The organism is Microbispora sitophila (genome assembly GCF_014892245.1).
GTDB lineage: Bacteria > Actinomycetota > Actinomycetes > Streptosporangiales > Streptosporangiaceae > Microbispora > Microbispora siamensis.
The window spans coordinates 58,963-81,255 of sequence record NZ_JADBGC010000020.1 but is presented as its reverse complement, the minus strand read 5'-3'; the positions used below and the strand labels follow the sequence as shown (position 1 = coordinate 81,255).

Below are 22,293 nucleotides of genomic sequence, written 5' to 3'. Positions count from 1 at the left end.
AAACAACCTCGCCGCCGCGTCGGTTTAGCAAAATCGAGTACGTGCCGGACATCTCACCTCTGCGACCAGGCGACCCCCAGCGCATCGGCCAGTACATGCTCACCGGCCGTCTCGGTACGGGCGGACAGGGCATCGTCTACCACGCCACCGGGCCGACCGGCGAACCCGTCGCCGTCAAATGGATCCGTGCCGATCTGACCGGTGACACCGTCACCACCGAGCGCTTCCTGCGGGAGGTCGCGGCGGCCAAACGTGTGGCGGCCTTCTGCACGGCACAGATCCTCGACACCGGCATGGAGTCCGACCGGCCGTACATCGTCAGCGAATACATCGACGGCCCCTCGCTCCAGCAGAGCGTCGCCTCCTCAGGTCCCGTCAGGGGGAACGCCCTCTACCGTCTCGCCATCGGTGTCGCCACCGCCCTGGCAGCCGTTCACAAAGCCGGAATCGTGCATCGCGACCTCAAGCCGCCGAACGTGCTCATGGGGCCCGACGGGGTGCGGGTCATCGATTTCGGCATCTCCCGCGCGCTGGACGCCACCTCGTCGCTGACCTCGGTGCCCATCGGCACTCCCGCGTACATGGCGCCGGAGCAGTTCCTGAACAAGGACATCGGCCCTGCCACAGACATGTTCGCCTGGGCAAGCACGATCGTGTTCGCGGCGTCCGGAAACTCCCCGTTCGGCAGTGCATCCCTGCCCGCCGTGATCAACCGGATCCTCAACGCCGAGCCAGAGATCCGCGGCATCGACGGCACGTTGCGGGATCTGGTCACCTCCTGCCTTCGGAAAGACCCGGCACGGCGGCCGAGCGCCCAGCAGGTCATCGAGGCCCTGTTGGAGCAATACACCCCCGACGCCGTCGCCCCCGGTGGCGGGGGCCTGCAGCCGGAGACCGTCACCGGCGCGGCCGAGCCGGACACCGGAGGGCCGCCGCCCCCTCCATCCGAGACCCCCGTGTGGTCACGGTCCGCTCCGGGCCGGCGGCCCGATGCCCGCGCCGGCGCGCGTCCGGTCGAGGCCGGCGGAGGCCGGGAGACGGAGATTGAATCGGCCGTCGAGCCGGGCGGCCGAGCGGGTCGCCACCGGATCAAGGTCGCCGCCGCGGTCGCCGTGATCGCCGCGATCACCGCCGGCCTTCTGCTCCGCTCCGGCGACCGGGGCGGCACGGGCGCCGAAGCGGCCAGGGTGGTCACTTCTCTCACGCCGCCGCCGACGGCCCACACACCGCAGGGGGGCGGCTCGACGCCCGCCGCGGCCTCGACTCCGTCCGTCACCGTCCCCAGGACAGGCCTGACCAAGACGAAACTGCCCGGCGTGGCGGCCACTCTCTATGAGCATCCCGACGACCCGGTGTCGGTCGCGTCTTTCACCACGGACGCGGCGGAGTACACGTACGTCAGGGATTCGATGTCCGCACCGTTCAAGAAGAAGGACGGCTATCTCGACTACACCGTCTCGCCGGACGGCACGTACGGGCTGGGCATACCCGTCTACTTTTATAAGGGCACATCGTCCGTTGATCTCATCCAGCTGAGAACCGGAGTGATGCACAAGGTGAAGACAGTGCGCCAGCCCAAGGTGGCGGACTTCTTCCAGTGGTCCCGGGACGGCGGCAAGGTCCTGCTGAGCATCAGGAAGCCTTCCGGCGAGGACCAGATCACCACCGGCTTCATCGTGGTCGACGCCGCCCGGCGGACCGCGAAGATCGTGGAGGTCGACGACCCGGCCATCAAGGAATCGGTGTTCGGGTGGGACGCGGACGAAGAGGGAGTGGTCGCGTTCTTCCGCAGTGGCCGGACCAAGGGCCTGCGCTTTTTCGATCTGAGTGGGAAGGCGGTCCGCGACATCACCGGCCCGACCATGTTCAACGACATCGCCCAGTTCCTGTTCTCCCCGTCCGGAACCTCGTTCGCCAGCGACTGCCCCCAGGGCGACGCGGATCTGTGCGTCTGGGATCAGGCGACGGGGCGGGAGAAACTGCGGATCGCGTCCGGATGCTCTCGGTTCATGGGCTGGTATGACGAGCGGCACGTCGTCTGCTGGGAGAAAGGCGACGGCGACAAGAACGTGATGGTGATCCTCGACATGACGGGCGGCATGGTACGCGCGCTCATGCAGGCCAGTGACGAGGCGGTGGACGATCTGATCGTCAACCTGAGGTTCAGGCCCTCGTGAGCCGCACGCGGTGAACCGCCCCCGGCGGCGGTCCGTCTTGGGGGCATGAGGACATCGATTCGTACGGCGGGCATTCTCGCCGCGCTGCTGGCCACGGGAGCCACGGGCTGCGCGGGTGGCCGTACGGCACAGGACTTCCCGCCCCCTCCCACGGACCTGACCGGCAAGGTGCGGCTCGTCGCCTACAGCGACTGCGACGAGATGACGGAGGGGCTGCGGCAGGCGGCCGCGCGGAACGTGACCCCCTGGGGCTTCGGGGACGCCATGCTCTACGCGGCCGCCGACGCCACCGTGGCCAAGCGGGCGACGCCCGAGCAGCAGTCGTACTCGACCACGAACACGCACGAGGCGGGCGTGGACGAGCCCGACCTGGTCAAGACCGACGGCGACCGGGTGATCACGGTCACCGGGGGCGTGCTGCGCGTCGTGGACGCGAAGACCCGCAAGGTCACCGGGACGCTGCGACTCGTCGCCGAGGACCAGTCGTGGGCCCAGGCCGACCTGCTGGTGCACGGCGACCGCGCGCTCGTACTGTTCCAGGGCGGCGGGATCATCCCGTTCGGGGCGATGGCCAAGACCCGGGCCGGCTCCGGCGGCCCCAGGTACGTGCTCGTGGACCTGTCCGGCGAGCCGCGCGTCCTCGGCGCGATGACCGTGCGCGGGCAGCACATCGACGCCCGCCAGGTCGGCTCCACGGTGCGACTCGTCGTCCGGTCCCAGCCGGAGATCGCCTTCCCGACGCCGGAGCAGGACGAATCGGAGAAGGAACTGCTCGAAGGCAACCGCAAGGCCGTGCTGTCCGCCCCCGCCGACGCGTGGCTGCCGTCGTACGACGTCGAGTCGGGCGGCGCGAGCCACACCGAGCGGGTCGGCTGCGACCAGGTCAGCCACCCCGACCAGTTCACCGGCACCTCGATGCTGACCATCCACACGATCGACCTGGCCGCCGCCACGCCGTTCGGCTCGCTCACGCCGATCGCGGTGGCGGCCGACGGCGACACCGTGTACGGGACGGGGGGCAGCCTCTACGTCACCAGCAATCCCCGCTGGTGGGCGGCGCGCCCGATCGACGTGGTGCCAGTGCCCGATTCGTCGGCCGCCACGCCCACGCCGGCGGCGCCGCCCGAGCGCACGGAGGTGCACCGCTTCGATGTCTCCGCCCCCGGCGCCCCGCGCTACGTCACGTCGGGATCTGTGCCGGGACGGCTGCTGAACCAGTACTCCCTGTCGGAGTACGACGGTCATCTGCGAGTGGCGACGACCAGCGGCGCCGAGGTGTTCGGCGCGAGCCCGGGCACGAGCGAGAGCGGCGTGTACGTGCTCGACGCAGGCACGCTCGCCCAGACAGGCTCGGTCACGGGCCTTGGCAAGGGCGAGCGGATCTACTCGGTGCGGTTCATGGACGGCCTCGGCTACGTGGTGACGTTCCGCCAGACCGACCCCCTGTACACGCTCGACCTGCGGGACCCGGCCGCGCCGAAGGTCACCGGCGAGCTGAAGATCACCGGCTTCTCCGCCTATCTCCACCCGGCGGGCGAGGGGCGGCTCATCGGCATCGGCCAGGAGGCGAGCGAGAAGGGCCGGGTGCTCGGCACGCAGATCTCGCTGTTCGACGTCTCCGACCCGGCCGCGCCCGCGGTGCTGTCGCGGTTCCACCAGAAGGAGTCCGGCTCTGAGGCCGAGTGGGACCCGCACGCCTTCCTCTACTGGCCCGCCACCGGGCTGGCCGTGCTCCCGCTCCAGAACTGGGCCGAGGGCGGGATCGCGGGCAGCGCGGCCCTCGCGCTGCGCGTCGGCGACCGCGAGATCACCAAGCTGGGCGTCGTGACCCACCCGCGGCCGCCCGCGAAGAGCGACTTCGCCCCCGCCGACCAGGGCATCCGCCGTTCCCTCGTCATCGGCGACGACCTGTGGACCGTGTCCGACACCGGCCTCAAGGTCAGCGACGCCGCCACGCTGGCCGACCGGGCGTGGATCCCCTTCGCCTGACGATCAGTTGTCGTTTCCCCGCGCCTTCGCGAGGTCACGCGGGGGCGCGACGGGGACGATCTCCGGCGCGCCGAGGCGGATCGCGTCGGCCTCCTGATCGGTGTCCTGCTCCTGGGAGGCCCGCTCCGCCTCGACTCGCTTGGTGTAGTACTCGACCTCGCGCTTGACCTGATCGGCGTCCCAGCCGAGCGGGCCGGCCATGAGCTCGGCGGCCTCCTGGGCGACCGCGGTCCCCCGGTGGAAGGTCTCGATCGAGATGCGGGTGCGCCGGGTCAGCGCGTCGTTGAGGTGCCCGGCGCCCTCGTGCGTCGCCGCGTACACGATCTCCGCGCGCAGGTAGTCGTCCGCGCCGTCGAGGGGCCGGCCCAGCGAGGGGTCCTCCTTGATGAGCGCGAGCACCTCGTCGATCAGCGAGCCGTACCGCTCCAGCAGGTGCTCGATCCTGGCCACGTGCAGCCCGGAGGAGCGCGCCATGCGGTGGCGGGAGTTCCACAGGGCCTGGTAGCCCTCCGCGCCCGCGAGCGGCACCTGGTCGGTGCAGGACGGCGGCACGCGCTGGTCGAGGCCGTGCGCGACCGCGTCGACGGCGTCGGCCGCCATGACCCGGTACGTCGTGAACTTCCCGCCGGCCACCATGACCAGCCCCGGCACGGGATGGGTGACGACGTGCTCGCGCGAGAGCTTGGAGGTCTCCTCGGACTCCCCTGCCAGCAGCGGCCGCAGCCCGGCGTACACGCCCTCGACGTCGTCCCTGGTCAGCGGCACCGAGAGCACCGAGTTGACCCGGTCGAGCAGGTAGTCGATGTCCGCCCGCGAGGCCGCGGGGTGGGCCTTGTCGAGGTTCCAGCGGGTGTCGGTGGTCCCGATGATCCAGTGCCGGCCCCACGGGATGACGAACAGCACCGACTTCTCGGTGCGCATGATGAGCCCGGTGAGCGAGTGGATGCGGTCGCGCGGCACGACGAGGTGGATGCCCTTGGACGCCCGCACGTGGATCTGCCCCCGGCCGCCGACGAGCTGCTGGATGTCGTCGGTCCACACGCCGGTCGCGTTGACGACCTGGCGCGCCCGCACGTCCAGCTCCGCGCCGGTCTCCAGGTCGCACACGCGCACCCCGGTGACCCGCTCCCCCTCGCGCAGGAAACCGACCGCCTGCACCCGGGAGGCGACGTGCGCGCCGTACGTCGCGGCGGTGCGCAGCATGGTCATCACGAAGCGGGCGTCGTCGACCTGGGCGTCCCAGTACTGCACGGCGCCCGTGAACGCCGACTTGCGCAGCGAGGGGACGACCCGCAGCGCCTGGCGGCGGGTCAGGTGGCGGTGCCCCGGCACGCCCCGGGTGAGGCCGAAGGACAGCCCCAGCGTGTCGTAGAGCGCGAGCCCCGCCCCGATGTACGGCCGCTCCCAGCCCGCGTGCGTGAGCGGGAACAGGAACGGCACCGGCCTGACCAGGTGCGGCGCGATCCGCTTGAGCAGCAGCGACCGCTCCCGCAGGGCTTCCCTGACGAGGTCGAAGTTGAGCTGCTCCAGATAGCGCAGCCCGCCGTGGATCAGCTTGGACGACCGGGACGACGTGCCTGAGGCGAAGTCGCGCGCCTCGACCAGGCCCACCGAGAGCCCGCGGGTCGCGGCGTCGAGCGCGACGCCGGCGCCGACCACGCCGCCGCCGATCACGACCACGTCGAGTTCCTGCGCCTCCATCCGCGCCAGGGCGGCGGTACGTTCTGCCGGACCGAGCCGTGCCGTCCCCATCCTCGCCGTCATAGGGCTCCTTCTGTACCGCTTTCGCCTGTGCCGAGCAAATCTACCCGCGAGTAGCTACCCGGGAATCCATCTTTTCCGCCGCCTTTCCCAAGGATCTCCGGAAATGTCGGTGAACAATCCTGAGGAGCCGCGCCCGTCCGTCATCCCGCCCCGGGGCGGCGAGCCGGCGCCGTACGCGGAAGGATGGCGGCATGAGCGTGACTCTCTCCGATGCCCGCGTCGTCACTCCCGACGGCGTCCACGACGGCTGGCTCACCATCGAGGACGGCAGGATCACCCACATCGGGCGCGGGCAGGCCCCGCGCGACGGGCTCGGCCTGGGCGGGCGCACCATCGTCCCCGGCTACGTCGACATCCACAGCCACGGCGGTGCCGGCGGGAGCTTCCCCGACGGCGACCCGGAGACCGCCGCCGCGGTCGCGGCCTTCCACCTGAGCCGCGGCTCGACCACCCTCATGGCGAGCCTCGTCACCGCCGCGCCCGACACGCTCGCGCGGGCCGCCACGACGCTCGCCGACCTGTGCGAGCAGGGCCTGATCGCCGGCATCCACTTCGAGGGGCCGTACATCGCCAGGTCGCGCTGCGGCGCGCACGAGCCGACGCTGCTGCGCGAGCCCGACGTGGCGGAGTTCCGGGCGCTGGTTAAGGCCGGGCGGGGCCACGTCCGGATGCTGACGATCGCGCCCGAGCTGCCGAACGCGCTCGACGTGATCAGGGACGCCGCCGCCGAGGGCGTCGTCGCCGCGCTGGGCCACAGCGACGCGACCTACGAGCAGACGATCGAGGGGATCGACGCCGGGGCGACGGTGGCCACCCACCTCTACAACGCGATGCCGCCGCTCGGCCACCGCGCGCCGGGGCCGATCGCCGCCCTGCTCCAGGACGAGCGGGTGACCGTCGAACTGATCAACGACGGCGTCCACGTCCACCCGGCGATGCTGCGCCTGGCCATGCACGCCGCGGGCGCGGGCCGTACGGCGCTGATCACCGACGCGATGGCGGCGGCGGGCATGGGCGACGGGCGCTACCCGCTCGGCCCGATGACCGTCGACGTCGTGGACGGGGTGGCCAGGCTCGCCTCCGACACTCCTGGCGGCGGCTCGATCGCCGGCAGCACGCTCACGATGGACGTGGCCTTCCGCCGCACCGTGCGGGAGGCCGGGCGCTCCCTGGTGGACGCCGCGCTGATGGCCTCGCTCACCCCCGCCCGCGTCCTCGGACTGGACGGCGAGATCGGCTCGATCACGGTCGGCAAGTACGCCGATCTCGTGGTGCTCGACGACGACCTGGGCGTCGGCGGCGTGATGAAGCGCGGCGCGTGGGTCCGCCACCCCTGACCGATCCCGGAAAGCCGAAGGCCGGGCCCGGCGGGCCCGGCCTTCGCCGGCAGCGGCTCAGCGCTGCGGCGGGGCGACGACCACCTCGACGCGCTGGAACTCCTTGAGGTCGGAGTAGCCGGCGGTGGCCATCGTGCGGCGCAGCGCGCCGAGCAGGTTCATCGAGCCGTCGGCCAGCGACGACGGGCCGTGCAGGATCTCCCGCAGCGTGCCGATCGTGCCGAACTCGACCCGCTTGCCGCGCGGCAGCTCGGGGTGGTGGGCCTCGGATCCCCAGTGGAACCCGCGGCCGGGGGCCTCGCTGGCCCGCGCGAGCGGCGAGCCCACCATGACGGCGTCCGCGCCGCAGGCGATCGCCTTGGCGATGTCGCCGGAGCCGCCCATGCCGCCGTCGGCGATGACGTGGACGTAGCGGCCGCCCGACTCGTCCATGTAGTCGCGGCGGGCCGCGGCCACGTCGGAGATCGCGGTGGCCATCGGCACGACAACGCCCAGCACGTTGCGGGTGGTGTGCGAGGCGCCGCCGCCGAAGCCGACCAGCACGCCGGCCGCGCCGGTGCGCATGAGGTGCAGCGCCGCCGTGTACGTCGCGCAGCCGCCCACGATCACCGGGACGTCGAGCTCGTAGATGAACTGCTTGAGGTTGAGCGGCTCGGCCCGGCCGGAGACGTGCTCGGCGGAGACCGTCGTGCCGCGGATCACGAAGATGTCCACGCCCGCGTCGATCACGGCCTTGTGGTGCTGCACGGTGCGCTGCGGCGACAGCCGTACGGCGGTCGTGACGCCGGCGGCGCGGATCTCCTCGATGCGCCGGCCGATCAGCTCGTCCTTGATCGGCGCGGTGTAGATCTCCTGCAGCCTCCTGGTCGCGGCGGCCCGGTCGAGGGTGGCGACCTCCTCCAGGAGCGGCGCCGGGTCCTCGTAACGGGTCCACAGCCCTTCGAGGTCGAGCACGCCGAGGCCGCCCAGGCGCCCGATCTCGATGGCCGTCTGCGGCGACACGACGCTGTCCATCGGGCTCGCCACGAGCGGAGAGTCGAACCGGTAGGCGTCGATCTGCCAGGAGATCGACACCTCCTCCGGGTCGCGGGTGCGCCGGGAGGGCACGATGCCGATCTCGTCCAGCGCGTAGGCACGCCGCCCGCTCTTGCCGCGCCCGATCTCCACCTGTGTCATATCGCCTGTTCTTTCCGTTTCTTCCGCTACGAGCTAGCGCCCGTGGTAGTTCGGAGCCTCGACCGTCATCTGGATGTCATGCGGGTGGCTCTCCTTGAGCCCGGCCGCGGTGATCGGCATGAGCTGCGCCTTCTCGTGCAGCTCCTGGATCGTCCGGGAGCCGGTGTACCACATGCCCTGCCGCAGGCCGCCGACGAGCTGGTGGGCCACCGCCGCGACCGGGCCGCGGTAGGGCACCTGGCCCTCGATGCCCTCGGGGATGTACTTGTCCTCCCCCGACACCTCGGCCTGCGCGTACCTGTCCTTGCTGAACGACGCGCCGCCGCGCTCGCGGTTGCGCACCGCGCCCAGCGACCCCATGCCCCGGTACGACTTGAACTGCTTGCCGTTGATGAAGATCAGCTCGCCGGGCGACTCCTCGCAGCCGGCCAGAAGCGAGCCGAGCATGACCGTGTCCGCCCCGGCGGCCAGCGCCTTGGCGATGTCGCCCGAGTACTGCAGGCCGCCGTCGCCGATGACCGGGATGCCGGCCGGGCCGCACGCCAGCGCGGCCTCGTAGATGGCGGTGAGCTGGGGGGCGCCCACGCCCGCGACGACCCGGGTGGTGCAGATCGAGCCGGGCCCGACGCCGACCTTGACCGCGTCGGCGCCCGCGTCGACCAGCGCCTGCGCGCCCGCGCGGGTGGCGACGTTGCCACCGATGACGTCCACCCGGCCGTTGGCCTTGATCTTGGCGATCATGTCGCACACGCCGCGCGAGTGCCCGTGGGCGGTGTCGACGATGATGACGTCCACACCCGCCTCGATCAGCGTCATGGCGCGCTCCTCGGCGTCGCCCGCGACGCCCACCGCCGCGCCGACCATCAGGCGGCCGTCGGCGTCCTTGGTCGCGATCGGGTACTGCTCGCTCTTGGTGAAGTCCTTGACCGTGATGAGGCCCTGGAGGCGGCCGGTCTCGTCCACGAGCGGAAGCTTCTCGACCTTGTTCTGCCGCAGCAGCCGGAACGCCTCGTCGCGGTCGACGCCCACCGGCGCCGTCACCAGCGGCATCGGGGTCATGACGTCGCGTACGGCCCTGCTCTGGTCGCTCTCGAACCGCATGTCGCGGTTGGTGACGATGCCCACGAGCACGCCGTCCGCGTCGGTGACCGGGACCCCGGAGATCCGGTAGGTCGCGCACAGCCGCTCGACGTCGGCGAGGGTGTCCTCGGGAGAGCAGGTGACGGGATTGGTCACCATCCCCGCCTCCGACCGCTTGACCAGGTCGACCTGCTGCGCCTGCTCCTCGATCGAGAGGTTGCGGTGCAGGATGCCGATGCCGCCCTGCCGTGCCATGGCCACCGCCATGCGCGCCTCGGTGACCGTGTCCATCGCGGCGGACACCAGCGGGATGCGCAGCGTGATGGTGCGGGACAACCGGGTCGTCGTATCGGCGTCCCCCGGCTGCAGGTCCGAATAGGCGGGAACGAGGAGCACGTCGTCGAACGTGAGTCCCGGTTCGGTGAACTTGGCCATCTGCTGCACCCCTCCTGCGCTGTGGGTCCCTCGCGCGTAGGTCCCTCGCCAGACCCGAGGTCAGTCTAGTGGCCGCCCCAAACCGCATCCCGCAGACCTGTCAAGAGGGAGGGCACAAAAAGTGGGGGGACCGGCTTCCGGTCCCCCCACTTCCCCGCGTCGCGCCCGCCACGCCCGTCGAGCCCCCCTCCGCGCCCGGCAGACGGGGCGTTCCCGGCTAACGCTGGGTCAAGAATGCGTCACGGAGCGTCCACGCGCAATGGCGTAACGTGCAACTGCACAAAGATGCATTTCCCGTCTCTCACAACTCCGCCCGAAAACAAATGCGAACCCTCACATCCATACAAAAGCCGCCACGGTCAGCCCTGCCAAATGTGTGAACGGGACGGACAGCGCGCAAAATCCGAGCTATTCTCGCGACCCGAAGCGAGGCGGGGATGGGACGGAAGTCGGCGCACCGGATGCCGGGAAACGTTTTCTCCCAGGGACCGGTGAGCCAGTGGACAGTGAGCAGTGGGACCGGTGCGCCCAATGCGTCCGGCGCGACCAGTGTGACCACCGACGGAGCGAGCATGAGTACGACGCGCAACGCCGCCTCCCGGGCCGACCCGTTCGAAAGCCTCGGCCTCTCCCCCGACCAGGCGGCCCTCTACACGGCCATGCTGCGGCTGCACCGCGCCACGCTGAGCGAACTGGCCGAGGCGGTCGACCGGCCCGCCGAGGACGTGCTCGACGCCCTGGACGGGCTCGTACGGCTCGGCGCGGTGAACCGGCGGCGGGAGGAGTTCCTCGCCCGCCATCCGGCCGCGGCGATCGGGCGGCTGGTGGCCGAGAGGCTGGACCGCATGGCCAGGGAGACCCGCCAGATCGACGAGGTGCTCGCGGCGGCCGGCCGCCTGACCCATCACTACGACGCGGGCCGCGACTGGCGCAGCGGACGATTCTCGGTCGAGCCCGTGAGCGGCGCGGACGAGCTCTGCGAGAGCGTGATCGGCCTCGCGCTGCAGGCGCCCCCCGCCGAGCTGGTCATGGCCGTGCCGGACCGCAGGACCATGATCAGGTTGGCGGACGGGTACGGCGGCCAGTGGATCCAGGCCGCCACGGACGGCATCCTGCGCCCGCGCATGGTGGTCGCGCTCGACGCCGTGTCCGCGCCCGCCATGCGAGAGGTGTGCGCGCGGTTCTCGGCGGCGGGCGCGGGGCTGCGCGCCCTCGACGCGGTGCCGAGCTGGTTCTTCGCGCTCGGCGAGGGCACCGCCGGGCTGCCCGCGGAGTGGGGCGTCCCGCTGCCCGAGCACTCCTACAACTGCTACCTGGTCCACGCCCCGGTGGCGGTGGGGGCGCTGCGGGCGCTGTTCGAGGAGCTGTGGGCCCGGGCCGCGCCGATCTCCCCGCACACCAACGCGCTGCAGGTGCTGCGGCTGGCCGCGCACGGCCTGTCCGACGACGCCATCGCCCGCCACCTCGGGGTCTCCGTACGCACGGTGCGGGCCAGGTTCGCCGAGGCGATGTCGGAGCTGGGGGCCCAGTCCCGCTTCCACGCCGGCGTGGAGGCCGCCCGCCGCGGCTGGCTGTGACACCCGTGTCCCGGGGCACGGCCCGACGAGCAGATGAGGCGCACTTATCCTCGTGGAGGGGGCCGTGGTCATAAGGTGGGATGCGTGCTGGAAGACGTCCCCCGCGACCCGTTCGCGGATGACCCCAACGACCCCGCGGCGGAGCTTGGAGCGCCCGACGATGTGGAGCCGCTGACGCTCGCGGAACGCGACGAGGCGCTGACCGATCTCGCCGACGTGGAGGTCTTCCGTTCCCTGCTCGAACCCCAGGGCGTGCTCGGCCTCGTCCTCGACTGCCCGGAGTGCGGCGAACAGCACTACTTCGACTGGGACCTGCTGCGCGGCAACCTGCGCCAGATGATCGACAACGGCCGGCCGCAGGTCCACGAGCCGGCCTACCAGCCCGATCCGGCCGACTACGTCAGCTGGGAGTACGCCCGGGGCTACGTGGACGGCGTGATCGACACGGAGGAGAGCCGCTGACTGTCCACGTCGGCCACGAGCGCGCCGAGCAACCGGACGGCGGCGTCCGCGCCGCCGACCGGCTCGCGGCGGGCGAGCGCGTCGAGGACGGCGTCCGTCCGCATTACGTCGCCCTCCACGTCGGCATCGCCGTACGACCCGAGGTGGCGAGCCGTACGACGACGTTTCGTGGTCACGCAATCGACTCCAGCTCGGCCAGCTGCCGGAGCCTGGCGAGCGCACGATGCTGCGCGACCCGGACGGCACCTGGTGACATGCCGAGTACATTACCCGTCTCCTCGGCGGACAGGCCCGAGACCACCCGCAGAATGAGGAGCTCGCGCTGCGTGTCCGGGAGCCGGGCGAGCAGGTCGCGGGCGTGCTGCGCCTCGATGTAGCGCACCACCGTCTCCTCCGGCCCTGGGCCCTCGTCGGGCCCGTCCGGCAGGTCCTGCGTCGGCACGGCCGAGCGGACCGAACTGCGCAGCGCGTCGGCCACCTTGTGGGAGGCGATGCCGAAGACGAACGAGGCGAACGGGCGGCCCATGTCGCGGTAGCGCGGCAGCGCCGACAGCACCGCGATGCACACCTCCTGGGCCACGTCGTCGGCGATGTGGTACTGACCGGACACCCTGCCCAGTCGAGCCCTGCAGTAGCGGACCACCATCGGGCGCAGGTGTCCCAGCAGTGATTCGATGGCGGTGCGGTCTCCCTGTACGGCAAGGCTGGTCAGTTCCCTGAGGTCGGGTTCATCCGATCTCGTCGCAAGCCTTACCCCAGTTGCGGCGTCGGCGACGCATCCCTCGGTCACGTTAGGCATGATGCCCGTCGCGATCGTTCATGTCGTCATGGTTAACGGCTACGGATTGGTCACATTGACGCGGCGATAACCTTCGGTAATCGCCTGATCACTCGTCCGTTGGAACATTCCAACAGGAATGCCCAAAACGAGGGATATACGCCTAACGGGCTTGACAAGGAAAAGGAAGCATGCCGGTCGTTCGCATTGCCCGCGGCCCGGCTTCGTCCGCGACGGCCCGTCCGCGCGCGGGACGGGCAAAGGGCGGAAAAGCGGTGCGCCCCGCGGTCCACCCTTGCGGGCGGGCGCGGGGCGCGATGCGTGGAAGGCGCGGGATCAGTGGCCGTGACCGTGGCCGTGGCCGTGGCCGCCGTTGGCGGCCGGAGCCTCCTCCTCGGGCTTGTCCACGACAAGGGCCTCGGTGGTGAGCAGCATGCCGGCGATGGACGCGGCGTTCTGCACGGCCGAGCGGGTTACCTTGACGGGGTCGATGACGCCCTGGCCCACCAGGTCGCCGTACTCGCCGGTGGCGGCGTTGAGGCCCTCACCGACGTTCATCGCGGCGATCTTGGTGGTGACGACGTAGCCCTCCATGCCCGCGTTCTCGGCGATCCAGCGGGCGGGCTCGATCAGCGCCTTGCGGACGATCGAGACACCGGTGGCCTCGTCGCCGGTCAGGCCCAGGTCGTCGAGCTCCTTGGACACGTGCACGAGCGCGGAGCCACCGCCGGAGACGATGCCCTCCTCGATCGCGGCGCGGGTCGCGGAGATCGCGTCCTCGAGGCGGTGCTTCTTCTCCTTCAGCTCCACCTCGGTGGCGGCGCCGACGCGCAGCACGCACACACCGCCGGCCAGCTTCGCGAGACGCTCCTGCAGCTTCTCGCGGTCCCAGTCGGAGTCGGACTGCTCGATCGCCACCTTGATCTCGCGGACGCGGTCCTCGATCGCCTGGGCGTCGCCGGCGCCGTCCACGATCGTGGTGGTGTCCTTGTTGACCACGACGCGGCGGGCCGTGCCGAGCACCTCGAGGCCGACGTGCTCCAGCTTGAGGCCGACCTCCTCGCTGACGACCTGGCCGCCGGTGAGGATGGCGATGTCCTGCAGCATGGCCTTGCGGCGGTCGCCGAAGCCGGGGGCCTTGACGGCGACGGAGGTGAAGGTGCCGCGGATCTTGTTGGTCACCAGGACGGCCAGGGCCTCGCCCTCGACGTCCTCGGCGATGACCAGCAGCTGGCGCTTGCTCTGGGCGACCTTCTCCAGCAGCGGCAGGAAGTCCGCGATGGAGGAGATCTTGCCCTGGGTGATGAGGATGTAGGGGTCCTCCAGGACCGCCTCCATGCGCTCGGAGTCGGTCACCATGTAGTGCGACAGGTAGCCCTTGTCGAACTGGAGGCCCTCGGTGAACTCCAGCTCCAGGCCCATCGCGTTGGACTCCTCGACGGTGATGACACCGTCCTTGCCCACCTTGTCGAACGCCTCGGCGATCAGACCGCCGATCTTCGCGTCCTGCGCGGAGATCGTGGCGACGTTCGCGATCTCCTTCTTGTCCTCGACGTGGCGGGCGCTGCCGAGCAGCCGCTCGCTGACGGCCTGGGCGGCCTTGTCGATGCCGCGCTTGAGCCCGAGCGGCTGCGCGCCGGCGGCCACGTTGCGCAGGCCCTCGCGGACCATGGCCTGGGCCAGGACGGTCGCGGTGGTGGTGCCGTCGCCCGCGATGTCGTTGGTCTTGGTCGCCACTTCCTTGGCGAGCTGGGCGCCCAGGTTCTCGTACGGCTTGTCCAGCTCGACCTCGCGAGCGATGGTCACACCGTCGTTCGTGATCGTCGGGGCACCGAACTTCTTGTCGATGACGACGTTGCGGCCACGGGGGCCGAGCGTCACCTTGACGGCGTCGGCGAGAGCGTTCACACCACGCTCGAGAGCGCGCCGCGCGTCCTCTTCGAACTCCAGGATCTTCGGCATTCAGGTCTCCTTGTGAGCGCGCGGAGCCCCGGGCGCATTGTCCCGGGGCTCCACAAGCCGGCGCGGCCTACTTCTCGATGATGGCGAGCACGTCGCGGGCCGAGAGCACCAGGTACTCCTCGCCGCCGTACTTGACCTCGGTGCCGCCGTACTTGCTGTAGAGGACGACGTCGCCCTCCTTGACGTCGAGCGGGATGCGCTTCTCGCCGTCCTCGTCCCAGTTGCCCGGGCCCACAGCGAGGACACGGCCCTCCTGCGGCTTCTCCTTGGCGGTGTCCGGGATGACCAGGCCGGAGGCGGTGGTCTGCTCGGCCTCAAGCGGCTGGACCACGATGCGGTCGCCAAGCGGCTTAACGGGAACCTTGGTGGCGGTCGTCACGATCGGACCTCCCCTTCAGATTGCGATGAATGAGCTGAAGAGGCGACCAGCGGCCTGCCGTCGCGGGTGTCAGACCTGTCTCGTCGCTGTTGGCACTCTCGATGGGAGAGTGCCAACACGAAACAGTATGCAAGTGGCGCGTGACAGTCAACACGAACCGGCATCGCAGGTCAGACGCATCTGACGGCAACGCGCCCGAGATCGCCCGTTCAGCCGTACGCCGCGCCGGCGTCACCGCCGCCCCTTTCCGGCGGGCCTGCGCCTCCTGCGGGGACGGTCAGGCGCGGGAGGCGTACGAGCCGGAGCGGACGTCGTCGACGATGCCGGGGCGGCTCGGCTGCCAGCCGAGGACCTTCCTGGCGAGGTCGCCGCTCACCACCTGGCTCAGGGCCAGGCCCTCGGCGAACGGGCGGCCGAGCACCTCGCTCGCCTCGTCGATCGGCCACGGCACGGCCTTCCCCGTACGGCCCGCGGCCGCCGCCACGTCGGCGACGCTCACCGCCTCCTCGGCGACGGCGTGGAGGAGGCTGCCCGGCGCGGCCTTCTCGATCGCGAGCACGATCAGGTCCGCCAGGTCGTCGACGTGCACGGTCGCCCAGGTCGGCACCGGGCCGCCCGCGTGGACGTAGCGGCCGTCCTCCTGCCCGGGGGCGGTGAGCACCGTGGGGATGCCGGCGCCCCGGCCGTACACGACGCCGGGCCTGACGACGACGCCGCCCGCGTCCAGCACGAGCCTTTCCACGCGCGGCCGGTAGCGGGAGACGGCGATGGGGTTCACCGGCGCGTCCTCGCCCGCCGCCTCGGTCGTGGTGCCGAGAACCCAGACGCCGCTGGTGTAGACGAGCCGCGCGCCCCCTCCGGCCAGCGCCTCGATCGCCGTGACGTCCACCTCCTCGTCCCCGACCGGGTTGGCGGCGTGCACGACGACGTCGATGTCCGGCGTCACCGCCCTCCTGAGCGTCTTGGGTTCGTGGAGGTCGCCGTGGCGCACCTCACCCGGCACGGCGGTGTCGCGGGCCTTCTGCCGGACGAGCGCGACCACCTCGTGGCCGCGTTCGGCGAGGCGCTCCGCCAGCGCGGAACCGATGTACCCCGTCGCGCCGAGCACCAGGACCTTCATCTCTTTCACCTCGAATACTTCGATCCTTTATTGTTCGACGGAGAAGGTACCCCATGCCCCGCTCACATTTCAACGTCGAAGTGTCGGTTACGATGACCGGTGGAGGAGGAGCGGCGGGGAGGACCCAGGCCGCGCGCGCTATGAACGACACCCTCACGAACGACACCTGCACGAACGACGCCGCCGGCAACGACGCCGTCGGCAACGACGCCGTCGACCAGATCCTCGGCCAGTGGGCCCGGGCGCGTCCGGACGTGGACTGCTCGCCGATGGGAGTGGCCGGGCGGATCTCCCGCGCGTCGCGGCTGCTGGAGAAGGGCATCAAGGAGTACTTCGCCGGGCACGACCTGGAACCGTGGGAGTTCGACGTGCTCGCGACTCTCTTCCGGTCCAACCCCGATCATCGGCTCTGCATGAGCGACCTCGCCACGGCCGCGATGGTCAGCTCCGCGGCGCTCACCAACCGGGTGGACCGCCTCGTCGCCAAGGGCCTGGTGCATCGGGAGGTCGCACCCTCCAACCGCCGCATGGTCCTGATCACCCTCACCGACGAGGGCCGGCTGGTCGTCGACGCGCTGCTGGAGGGCCACGTGGCCAACGAGGAGCGGCTGCTGTCCGGTCTCACCGGCGAGGACCGGGAGCGGCTGTCCGGACTGCTCTGCAAGCTGCTCACCTCGCTCGGCGACGTCGGATCCTGCTGACCGCCCGCCTCCGTGCGCGCCGGGCAGACGGTAGCGTCGCGGGCGTGGACCTGGACGCCTTCCGCATGCTGCTCACGCCCGCAGGGCGCGCGGCCCTGGACGGGGCCGTGAAGATACTCGCCGACGGCGCCGACCCGGTGGCCGCCGCGAGCGCGTTGCGCCGGAGCCACCCGGCGGACCTCGCGGCGGCGGCGCTCACCCAGGCGTCGCTGCGGCGGCGGGCCGAGGTCAAGTTCGGCCCCGACGCCGCGGTCATGTACTTCACGCCGCACGGGCTGGAGCAGGCCACGCGCCCCGAGGTCGCCGCACACCGCGCTACCAGGATCCGGGCCGCCGGGATCCGGGCCGCCGGAGAGCCGGAGGGCGGCCCCGCCGTGCTGGACGTCTGCTGTGGCATCGGCGGAGACCTCCTCGCGCTGGCGAGGGCGGGCTGCCCGGTGGACGCCGTGGACCTCGACCCGCTGACCGTGGAGATCGCCCGGGCCAACGCGGCGGCGCTCGGCCTGTCCTCCCTGGTCGGCGTCCGGACGGGCGACGCCGCGCTGGCCGACCCCGGCGGATACGGCCTGCTGTTCGCCGACCCCGCCAGGAGGGGGGCGAGGGGACGGACCTTCGACCCGATGGCGTACTCCCCCACGTGGCCGGTCGTGCTCGACCTGGTGGCCCACGCCCCGGCGGCCTGCCTGAAGGTGGCCCCCGGCATCCCGTACGAGTTCATCCCGGAGGGCGCCGAGGCCGAGTGGGTGTCGTACCGCGGCGAGGTGAAGGAGGCGGCGATCTGGACCGGGATGGGAGCGGGCGGCCGGCGCGCCACCCTGCTGCCGTCCGGCGCCACGCTCACGGCGTCCGGCGCGGAGGCGGAGACCGGGCCGGTGAGCCGCTATCTGTACGAACCCGACGGCGCCGCGGTGCGGGCCCACCTGGTCGCCGAGGTCGCCGCCCTCGTGTCGGGGCACCTCCTCGATCCCCGGATCGCCTACATCACGAGTGACCGTCTCGTACGCACGGATTGGGCGCCCTGCTACGAGGTGACCGACGTCATGCCGTTCTCGCTCAAACGGCTGAGAGCGGCGCTGCGCGAACGGCACGTCGGCGCGGTCACCATCAAGAAACGCGGTTCCGCCGTCGACGTCGAACGGCTGCGCAAGGATCTGCGGCTTTCCGGCGACGATTCCGCCGTGATCGTGCTCACCCGCATCGAGGAACGGCCGTTCGCCCTGCTCTGCCGGCCCGTGACCAGCGCGAACGGGTAAAACAGGAACAATTCACCGGCAATTACCGCCTTTCTCATTCCACGCCTGATGGCCGCGGGTCAGGGCCTAAAGTTGGCCGTCGGGCGTGCCGCCTGTTCGTTCATCTGCGCGAGACCGGGCCGAACCGATGTTTCGGCGAGTGAAGGAGCATTCTCGGTGGAGCATTCCAGCCACAACCTCCTCCAGGCGGGCAGCCAGACCGCCATCTCCGACCGGATGCGTGAACTGCTCGCCCGGGCCGCCCAGGACCACGTCTACGAACAGCGGACGCAGGGCGCCGTGCTCGACGAGATCCGCCAGCGGCTGGAGGGCATGGAGTGGCTCCTGCGCGAGGTGCGCGAGCGCGAGCTGGGCGGCCTCGGCGTGGCACTCGAGGCGATCACCCAGCGGCTCGACGACATGGCGGTCAGGCCGCCCGCCTGGGCCGAGGGGCTGGCCCAGCACATGGAACTGCTGCGCGACCACGTGGACGAGGTCGGCGGCCGGACCCAGGGCCTCGCCGACCGGATGGCGGACTTCGCGCACCGGCTCGGCAAGTTCCAGGGGAGCATGGAGGCCGCCGCCGGGCGGTTCACCCGGATCGACAAGGCTCTCGCCGCGCTCACCGAGCGCACCGAGCGGCTGGAGGCCGTCGTCGTCGAACGGCTGGACTCGGTCGGGGGCCGGATCGAGGCGGTGGAGAGCGGCGTGGGAGCCGCCGTGGACGGCATGAACGCGACGGTCGCCGGGCTGAGCGCCGGCATCGGAGACGTCGCCGCCGGCGTGGACGAGATGAGCACCACCATCGCGGGCATGAACGCCGACCTCACCCTGGCGGCGGGGGCCGTCGTGCCCCTCGCGGACGCGGTGCGCAGCAGGCCCGACCGTGAGCAGATCGCCGAGACCGTCTCGGACGCGGTCACCCGCGCCATGGAACCGGCCAGGGGCGACGTGGCCCGGCGACTCGCCGCGCTGGAGGAGACCATGCTGGCGCTCGCCGAGGTCCTGCTGCGTCCCGCCCGCGGCCACGCCGACTGAGAACCCCCTGTCGTCGCGATGGACAGCGAAGGCGAGCGGGGCGGCGATCAGACGTTGACGACGGTGATCGGGAGCGACGAGTCGGCCGGGATCTCCAGGGTGGAGGGCTTCGCGCCCGCCGACACCAGGTCCGAGCCGAGCGCCGCCACCATCGCGCCGTTGTCGGTGCACAGGCCGGGCCGCGGCACCCGCAGGCGCACCCCGGCCGCGTCGCAGCGCTCCTGGGCCATGGCCCGCAGCCGGGAGTTGGCGGCCACGCCGCCCCCGATCAGCAGGTCCTTCACGTCGTAACGGGCGCACGCCTGCAGGGCCTTGCGGGTGAGCACGTCCACGACCGCCTCCTGGAACGACGCGGCGACGTCGGCCACGGGCACCGCCTCGCCCGCCGCCTCACGGGCCTCCACCCACCGCGCCACGGCCGTCTTCAGACCCGAGAAGGAGAAGTCGAGGGTGCCGTCGTCGTACTTGCCGCGCGGGAACGCCACGGCCGCGCCCGAGCCCTCGCGGGCGGCCCGGTCGATGTGCGGCCCGCCGGGGAACGGCAGCCCGAGCACCCGGGCCACCTTGTCGAACGCCTCCCCGGCCGCGTCGTCCACGGTGGATCCGAGCGAGATCACGTCCCGCGCCACATCGGGCACCAGGAGCAGCGAGGAGTGCCCTCCCGAGACCAGCAGCGCGATCGAGGGCTTGGGCAGCGGGCCGTGCTCCAGCTGGTCCACGGCGACGTGCGCGGCGAGGTGGTTGACCCCGTAGAGCGGGACGCCGAGCCCCAGCGCGTACGCCTTGGCGGCGGCCACGCCGACGAGCAGCGCGCCCGCGAGACCGGGGCCGGCGGTGACGGCGACCGCGTCGATGTCGGAGAAGCGCAGCCCTGCGGCGGCCAGCGCACTCTCGACCGTGGGCGTCATCGCCTCCAGGTGGGCCCGCGAGGCCACCTCCGGCACCACGCCGCCGAAACGGGCGTGCTCGTCCATACTGGAGGCGATGGTGTTGGCCAGCAGCGTGTGGCCGCGGACGATGCCTACGCCCGTCTCGTCGCAGGACGTCTCGATCCCCAGCACGATCGGCTCGTCACGCCTGCTCATGCCACCTCCTCGCCTTGCGGCTCGGAGTCCCGTCGTGCCGGAGGCGCGCAGGTGATCCAGCCGCGAATCGCACTGTGCTTACTGATTCGCTCGCTACGCTCGCTCATCGCCGCCCCCCAAATCCTCGTGTACTGGCCCGAGGTCCTTCACCATGGTGATGGCGTCGGTGCCGTCCTCGTAGTAGCGCCGTCGCAGGCCCAGCCGCCGGAAGCCGAACCGCTCGTACATCGCCTGCGCGGGCGGGTTGTCGGCGCGCACCTCCAGGAACACCGAGGCCGCACCGCGCCGTACGGCCTCGGTGAGCAGCGCGTCCATCAGCGCGGTCCCGATGCCGGCGCGCCGGTGATCGGCGAGCACCGCGATCGTCTGGACGTCGGCCTGGTCACCCGCCGCCGCCAGGCCGGCGTACCCCACCACGCGGTCGCCCATCTCGGCGACGACGTAGTGCCGGGTGCGCGGCTGGTCGGCCAGCTCGCCACGCATCATGGCCTCGCTCCAGGCGTCCGCGGGGAACGTGGTCCTTTCGATGTCCATCACGACGGGCAGATCGTCGTGGGTCATCTGGCGCAGCACGACCTCGGCCTGCCTCACGGCGTGCCCCCTCGGCGGGTCACGCCGTCACCCGCTTCGGCGCCCCGGGCACCTGGGCGTCGGGACGCCGCAGGTAAATGGGCCGCGGCGGGCCGAGCACGGCCAGCTCCCGCGCTTTCTCGACCGAATCCACGCGTCCCTCGGGCACCCGGGCGATCTCCGCCGCCTCCTCCTCGCTCAGCGTCGCGAGGTGCTCGGCCGCCAGGGCCGCGAGCGCTCCCGCCGAGGGATGGTCCGGACCGCGCACCCGGTCGGGGCCGATCACGTCGGCGTACAGTGCGCCGCCCGCGCCGATCACGGGCAGTTCTCCGGGCAGGTCGTGCGGCCGGTCCACGCGCGGCCCGTCGAGCCGCGTGCGCGGGTCGCCGTACCGCGCCCAGAAGACCTCCTTGCGGCGCGCGTCGGTCGCGACGAGGAACGGCCCGCTCTCCCGAGCGGAGTACGCGAGGGCGTCGAGCGTGCACACTCCGAACGCGGGCACACCGGCGGTCATGGCCAGCGCCGTCGCCGTCATCAGGCCGACCCGCAGTCCGGTGTACGGCCCGGGGCCGGTCCCGGCGACGATGGCGGTGACGTCCTTGAGCGTCGCGCCGGACTCGCGCAGGACATGCTCGACGGCGGGCGCGAGGAGCTCCCCATGCCGCCGCGCGTCGATCGTCGTCGACTCCGCCACCACGCGCTCGCCGTCGTAGAGCGCGGCGGTGACGGCGGGAGTGGCGGTGTCGAAGGCCAAGACAAGCACGAAGGTCAAGCGTAGTCGCTGTGCGGAGGCGGACGACCACAGCCGGGGTCTGTCCGGACCCGTTCGCCCTCGCCGCCGCGGCGGGCTCGGCCCGCGCACCCGCCGGACGGCCTCAGGCGGCGCGGATCAGGGAGGCGTAGACGATGATGTTGTCGCGGTACTCGTGCCGCGACCAGTCGAAGTTCCCGCCGCAGGTGATCAGGCGCAGGCCGTCCTCGGTGTAGACGCGCTCGGCCGGGAATTCGTCCTTCGGCACGCGCTCCACCGAGTCGACCCGGTAGGAGGCGGTCTTGCCGTCGCTGCGCACCACCTTCACGACCGCTCCCTCACGCAGGTCGCGCAGCCGGTAGAAGACGGCGGGAGCGGTCTTGGTGTCCACGTGGCCGATGATCACGGAGGCGCCGGGGTCGCCCGGCACGGCGCTTCCCGTGTACCAGCCCGCGGTGGACGGCTTGTCGAACGGCGGCAGTTCGACGTCGCCCTCGTCGGACAGGCCGAGCTTCATCAGGGGAGCCTTGAGGTGCAGCGCCGGGATGTCGATCCGCTTGGGGACGACGGAGGACCTGGCGGCGGGCTGGTCCGTCATCCCCTTGCCGCCGGCGACGGCGGCGAACGCGAGCCCGGTGACCACCCCGGCGACGATCACCCCCCGGGTGGACAGCGCCAAG

General features: G+C 71.6%; 20 protein-coding genes. 8 read left to right on the top strand and 12 right to left on the bottom strand.

Translation table 11 applies throughout. From position 1 onward, the window contains the following. Window positions 1-41: 41 nt before the first annotated feature. Together IL992_RS31850 and IL992_RS31845 are read left to right on the top strand one after the other, a co-directional pair. The gene (locus IL992_RS31850) at window positions 42-2,177 is read left to right on the top strand and encodes a serine/threonine protein kinase (protein ID WP_193207027.1); all 2,136 of its coding nucleotides are present in this window, start codon (window positions 42-44) and stop codon (window positions 2,175-2,177) included. Window positions 2,178-2,222: 45 nt separating this feature from the next. Further along, complete coding sequence (locus IL992_RS31845; protein ID WP_193207026.1) at window positions 2,223-4,166, top strand: beta-propeller domain-containing protein; 1,944 nt, start codon at window positions 2,223-2,225, stop codon at window positions 4,164-4,166. Between the two features lie 3 nt (window positions 4,167-4,169). Here IL992_RS31845 and IL992_RS31840 read toward each other — a convergent pair whose 3' ends face one another. Further along, window positions 4,170-5,930: a glycerol-3-phosphate dehydrogenase/oxidase gene (locus tag IL992_RS31840; protein WP_193207025.1), complete on the bottom strand. Its 1,761-nt coding sequence runs from the start codon at window positions 5,928-5,930 to the stop codon at window positions 4,170-4,172. A gap of 191 nt (window positions 5,931-6,121) precedes the next feature. Here IL992_RS31840 and nagA point away from each other — a divergent pair, with 191 nt between their 5' ends. Continuing rightward, window positions 6,122-7,267, top strand: a complete 1,146-nt coding sequence (gene nagA / locus IL992_RS31835; RefSeq protein ID WP_193207024.1) for an N-acetylglucosamine-6-phosphate deacetylase — start codon at window positions 6,122-6,124, stop codon at window positions 7,265-7,267. A 57-nt stretch (window positions 7,268-7,324) separates the two neighbouring features. Here the strand turns inward: nagA and IL992_RS31830 are convergent, their stop codons facing one another. Both IL992_RS31830 and guaB read right to left on the bottom strand, forming a co-directional pair. Then, window positions 7,325-8,443, bottom strand: coding sequence for a GuaB3 family IMP dehydrogenase-related protein (locus IL992_RS31830; protein ID WP_193207023.1), 1,119 nt, complete (start codon window positions 8,441-8,443; stop codon window positions 7,325-7,327). Window positions 8,444-8,476: 33 nt separating this feature from the next. Further along, window positions 8,477-9,958: an IMP dehydrogenase gene (guaB, locus tag IL992_RS31825; protein WP_193207022.1), complete on the bottom strand. Its 1,482-nt coding sequence runs from the start codon at window positions 9,956-9,958 to the stop codon at window positions 8,477-8,479. A gap of 572 nt (window positions 9,959-10,530) precedes the next feature. Between guaB and IL992_RS31820 the strand changes: the two genes are divergently transcribed. Next, window positions 10,531-11,535, top strand: coding sequence for a helix-turn-helix transcriptional regulator (locus IL992_RS31820; RefSeq protein WP_193207021.1), 1,005 nt, complete (start codon window positions 10,531-10,533; stop codon window positions 11,533-11,535). An 84-nt stretch (window positions 11,536-11,619) separates the two neighbouring features. After that, window positions 11,620-11,997, top strand: a complete 378-nt coding sequence (locus tag IL992_RS31815; protein ID WP_030508386.1) for a DUF5319 domain-containing protein — start codon at window positions 11,620-11,622, stop codon at window positions 11,995-11,997. Here IL992_RS31815 and IL992_RS31810 read toward each other — a convergent pair. From IL992_RS31810 to IL992_RS31790, 5 genes are all read right to left on the bottom strand, one after another. Then, on the bottom strand, window positions 11,958-12,173 hold the full coding sequence (locus tag IL992_RS31810; protein WP_193207020.1) for a hypothetical protein: 216 nt from the start codon (window positions 12,171-12,173) through the stop codon (window positions 11,958-11,960). The two genes, IL992_RS31815 and IL992_RS31810, sit on opposite strands and share 40 nt — an antisense overlap. After that, window positions 12,170-12,796: a sigma-70 family RNA polymerase sigma factor gene (locus tag IL992_RS31805; RefSeq protein ID WP_030508385.1), complete on the bottom strand. Its 627-nt coding sequence runs from the start codon at window positions 12,794-12,796 to the stop codon at window positions 12,170-12,172. The genes IL992_RS31810 and IL992_RS31805 overlap by 4 nt, the downstream gene beginning before the upstream one ends. 315 nt (window positions 12,797-13,111) lie before the next feature. After that, window positions 13,112-14,737 (bottom strand): chaperonin GroEL, encoded by a 1,626-nt coding sequence (groL, locus tag IL992_RS31800; RefSeq protein WP_193207019.1) that lies wholly within the window; start codon window positions 14,735-14,737, stop codon window positions 13,112-13,114. 67 nt (window positions 14,738-14,804) lie between these two features. Next, entirely contained in the window at window positions 14,805-15,116 is a 312-nt protein-coding gene (gene groES / locus IL992_RS31795; RefSeq protein WP_030508383.1) for a co-chaperone GroES, read from the bottom strand. Window positions 15,117-15,393: 277 nt separating this feature from the next. After that, window positions 15,394-16,236 carry an NAD-dependent epimerase/dehydratase family protein gene (locus IL992_RS31790; RefSeq protein WP_193207018.1) on the bottom strand — a complete coding sequence of 281 codons (843 nt, stop codon included), beginning with the start codon at window positions 16,234-16,236 and terminating at the stop codon, window positions 15,394-15,396. 140 nt (window positions 16,237-16,376) lie between these two features. Between IL992_RS31790 and IL992_RS31785 the strand changes: the two genes are divergently transcribed. From IL992_RS31785 to IL992_RS31775, 3 genes are all read left to right on the top strand, one after another. Continuing rightward, the gene (locus tag IL992_RS31785) at window positions 16,377-16,937 is read left to right on the top strand and encodes a MarR family winged helix-turn-helix transcriptional regulator (protein WP_193207017.1); all 561 of its coding nucleotides are present in this window, start codon (window positions 16,377-16,379) and stop codon (window positions 16,935-16,937) included. A gap of 44 nt (window positions 16,938-16,981) precedes the next feature. Then, on the top strand, window positions 16,982-18,190 hold the full coding sequence (locus tag IL992_RS31780) for a class I SAM-dependent methyltransferase (RefSeq protein WP_319018958.1): 1,209 nt from the start codon (window positions 16,982-16,984) through the stop codon (window positions 18,188-18,190). 156 nt (window positions 18,191-18,346) lie between these two features. Beyond that, entirely contained in the window at window positions 18,347-19,207 is an 861-nt protein-coding gene (locus IL992_RS31775) for a hypothetical protein (protein WP_193207016.1), read from the top strand. A 47-nt stretch (window positions 19,208-19,254) separates the two neighbouring features. Here IL992_RS31775 and tsaD read toward each other — a convergent pair whose 3' ends face one another. The 4 genes from tsaD to IL992_RS31755 form a co-directional block, all read right to left on the bottom strand. Beyond that, the gene (tsaD, locus tag IL992_RS31770) at window positions 19,255-20,292 is read right to left on the bottom strand and encodes a tRNA (adenosine(37)-N6)-threonylcarbamoyltransferase complex transferase subunit TsaD (protein ID WP_193207015.1); all 1,038 of its coding nucleotides are present in this window, start codon (window positions 20,290-20,292) and stop codon (window positions 19,255-19,257) included. A 93-nt stretch (window positions 20,293-20,385) separates the two neighbouring features. Continuing rightward, window positions 20,386-20,883 (bottom strand): ribosomal protein S18-alanine N-acetyltransferase, encoded by a 498-nt coding sequence (gene rimI, locus IL992_RS31765; RefSeq protein ID WP_404804800.1) that lies wholly within the window; start codon window positions 20,881-20,883, stop codon window positions 20,386-20,388. Window positions 20,884-20,902: 19 nt separating this feature from the next. Continuing rightward, complete coding sequence (tsaB, locus tag IL992_RS31760; RefSeq protein WP_193207014.1) at window positions 20,903-21,625, bottom strand: tRNA (adenosine(37)-N6)-threonylcarbamoyltransferase complex dimerization subunit type 1 TsaB; 723 nt, start codon at window positions 21,623-21,625, stop codon at window positions 20,903-20,905. Between the two features lie 112 nt (window positions 21,626-21,737). Continuing rightward, window positions 21,738-22,292 carry a class F sortase gene (locus IL992_RS31755; RefSeq protein ID WP_193207013.1) on the bottom strand — a complete coding sequence of 185 codons (555 nt, stop codon included), beginning with the start codon at window positions 22,290-22,292 and terminating at the stop codon, window positions 21,738-21,740. Window position 22,293: the final 1 nt, after the last annotated feature.

What these genes read in the sequence shown, in the direction of transcription:
- IL992_RS31845 (WP_193207026.1), top strand. Translation starts at nt 2,223, where the DNA reads ATGAGGACATCGATTCGTACGGCGGGCATTCTCGCCGCGCTGCTGGCC.
- IL992_RS31840 (WP_193207025.1), bottom strand. Translation starts at nt 5,930, where the DNA reads ATGACGGCGAGGATGGGGACGGCACGGCTCGGTCCGGCAGAACGTACC.
- nagA (WP_193207024.1), top strand. Translation starts at nt 6,122, where the DNA reads ATGAGCGTGACTCTCTCCGATGCCCGCGTCGTCACTCCCGACGGCGTC.
- IL992_RS31830 (WP_193207023.1), bottom strand. Translation starts at nt 8,443, where the DNA reads ATGACACAGGTGGAGATCGGGCGCGGCAAGAGCGGGCGGCGTGCCTAC.
- guaB (WP_193207022.1), bottom strand. Translation starts at nt 9,958, where the DNA reads ATGGCCAAGTTCACCGAACCGGGACTCACGTTCGACGACGTGCTCCTC.
- IL992_RS31820 (WP_193207021.1), top strand. Translation starts at nt 10,531, where the DNA reads ATGAGTACGACGCGCAACGCCGCCTCCCGGGCCGACCCGTTCGAAAGC.
- IL992_RS31805 (WP_030508385.1), bottom strand. Translation starts at nt 12,796, where the DNA reads ATGCCTAACGTGACCGAGGGATGCGTCGCCGACGCCGCAACTGGGGTA.
- groL (WP_193207019.1), bottom strand. Translation starts at nt 14,737, where the DNA reads ATGCCGAAGATCCTGGAGTTCGAAGAGGACGCGCGGCGCGCTCTCGAG.
- IL992_RS31790 (WP_193207018.1), bottom strand. Translation starts at nt 16,236, where the DNA reads ATGAAGGTCCTGGTGCTCGGCGCGACGGGGTACATCGGTTCCGCGCTG.
- IL992_RS31785 (WP_193207017.1), top strand. Translation starts at nt 16,377, where the DNA reads ATGAACGACACCCTCACGAACGACACCTGCACGAACGACGCCGCCGGC.
- tsaD (WP_193207015.1), bottom strand. Translation starts at nt 20,292, where the DNA reads ATGAGCAGGCGTGACGAGCCGATCGTGCTGGGGATCGAGACGTCCTGC.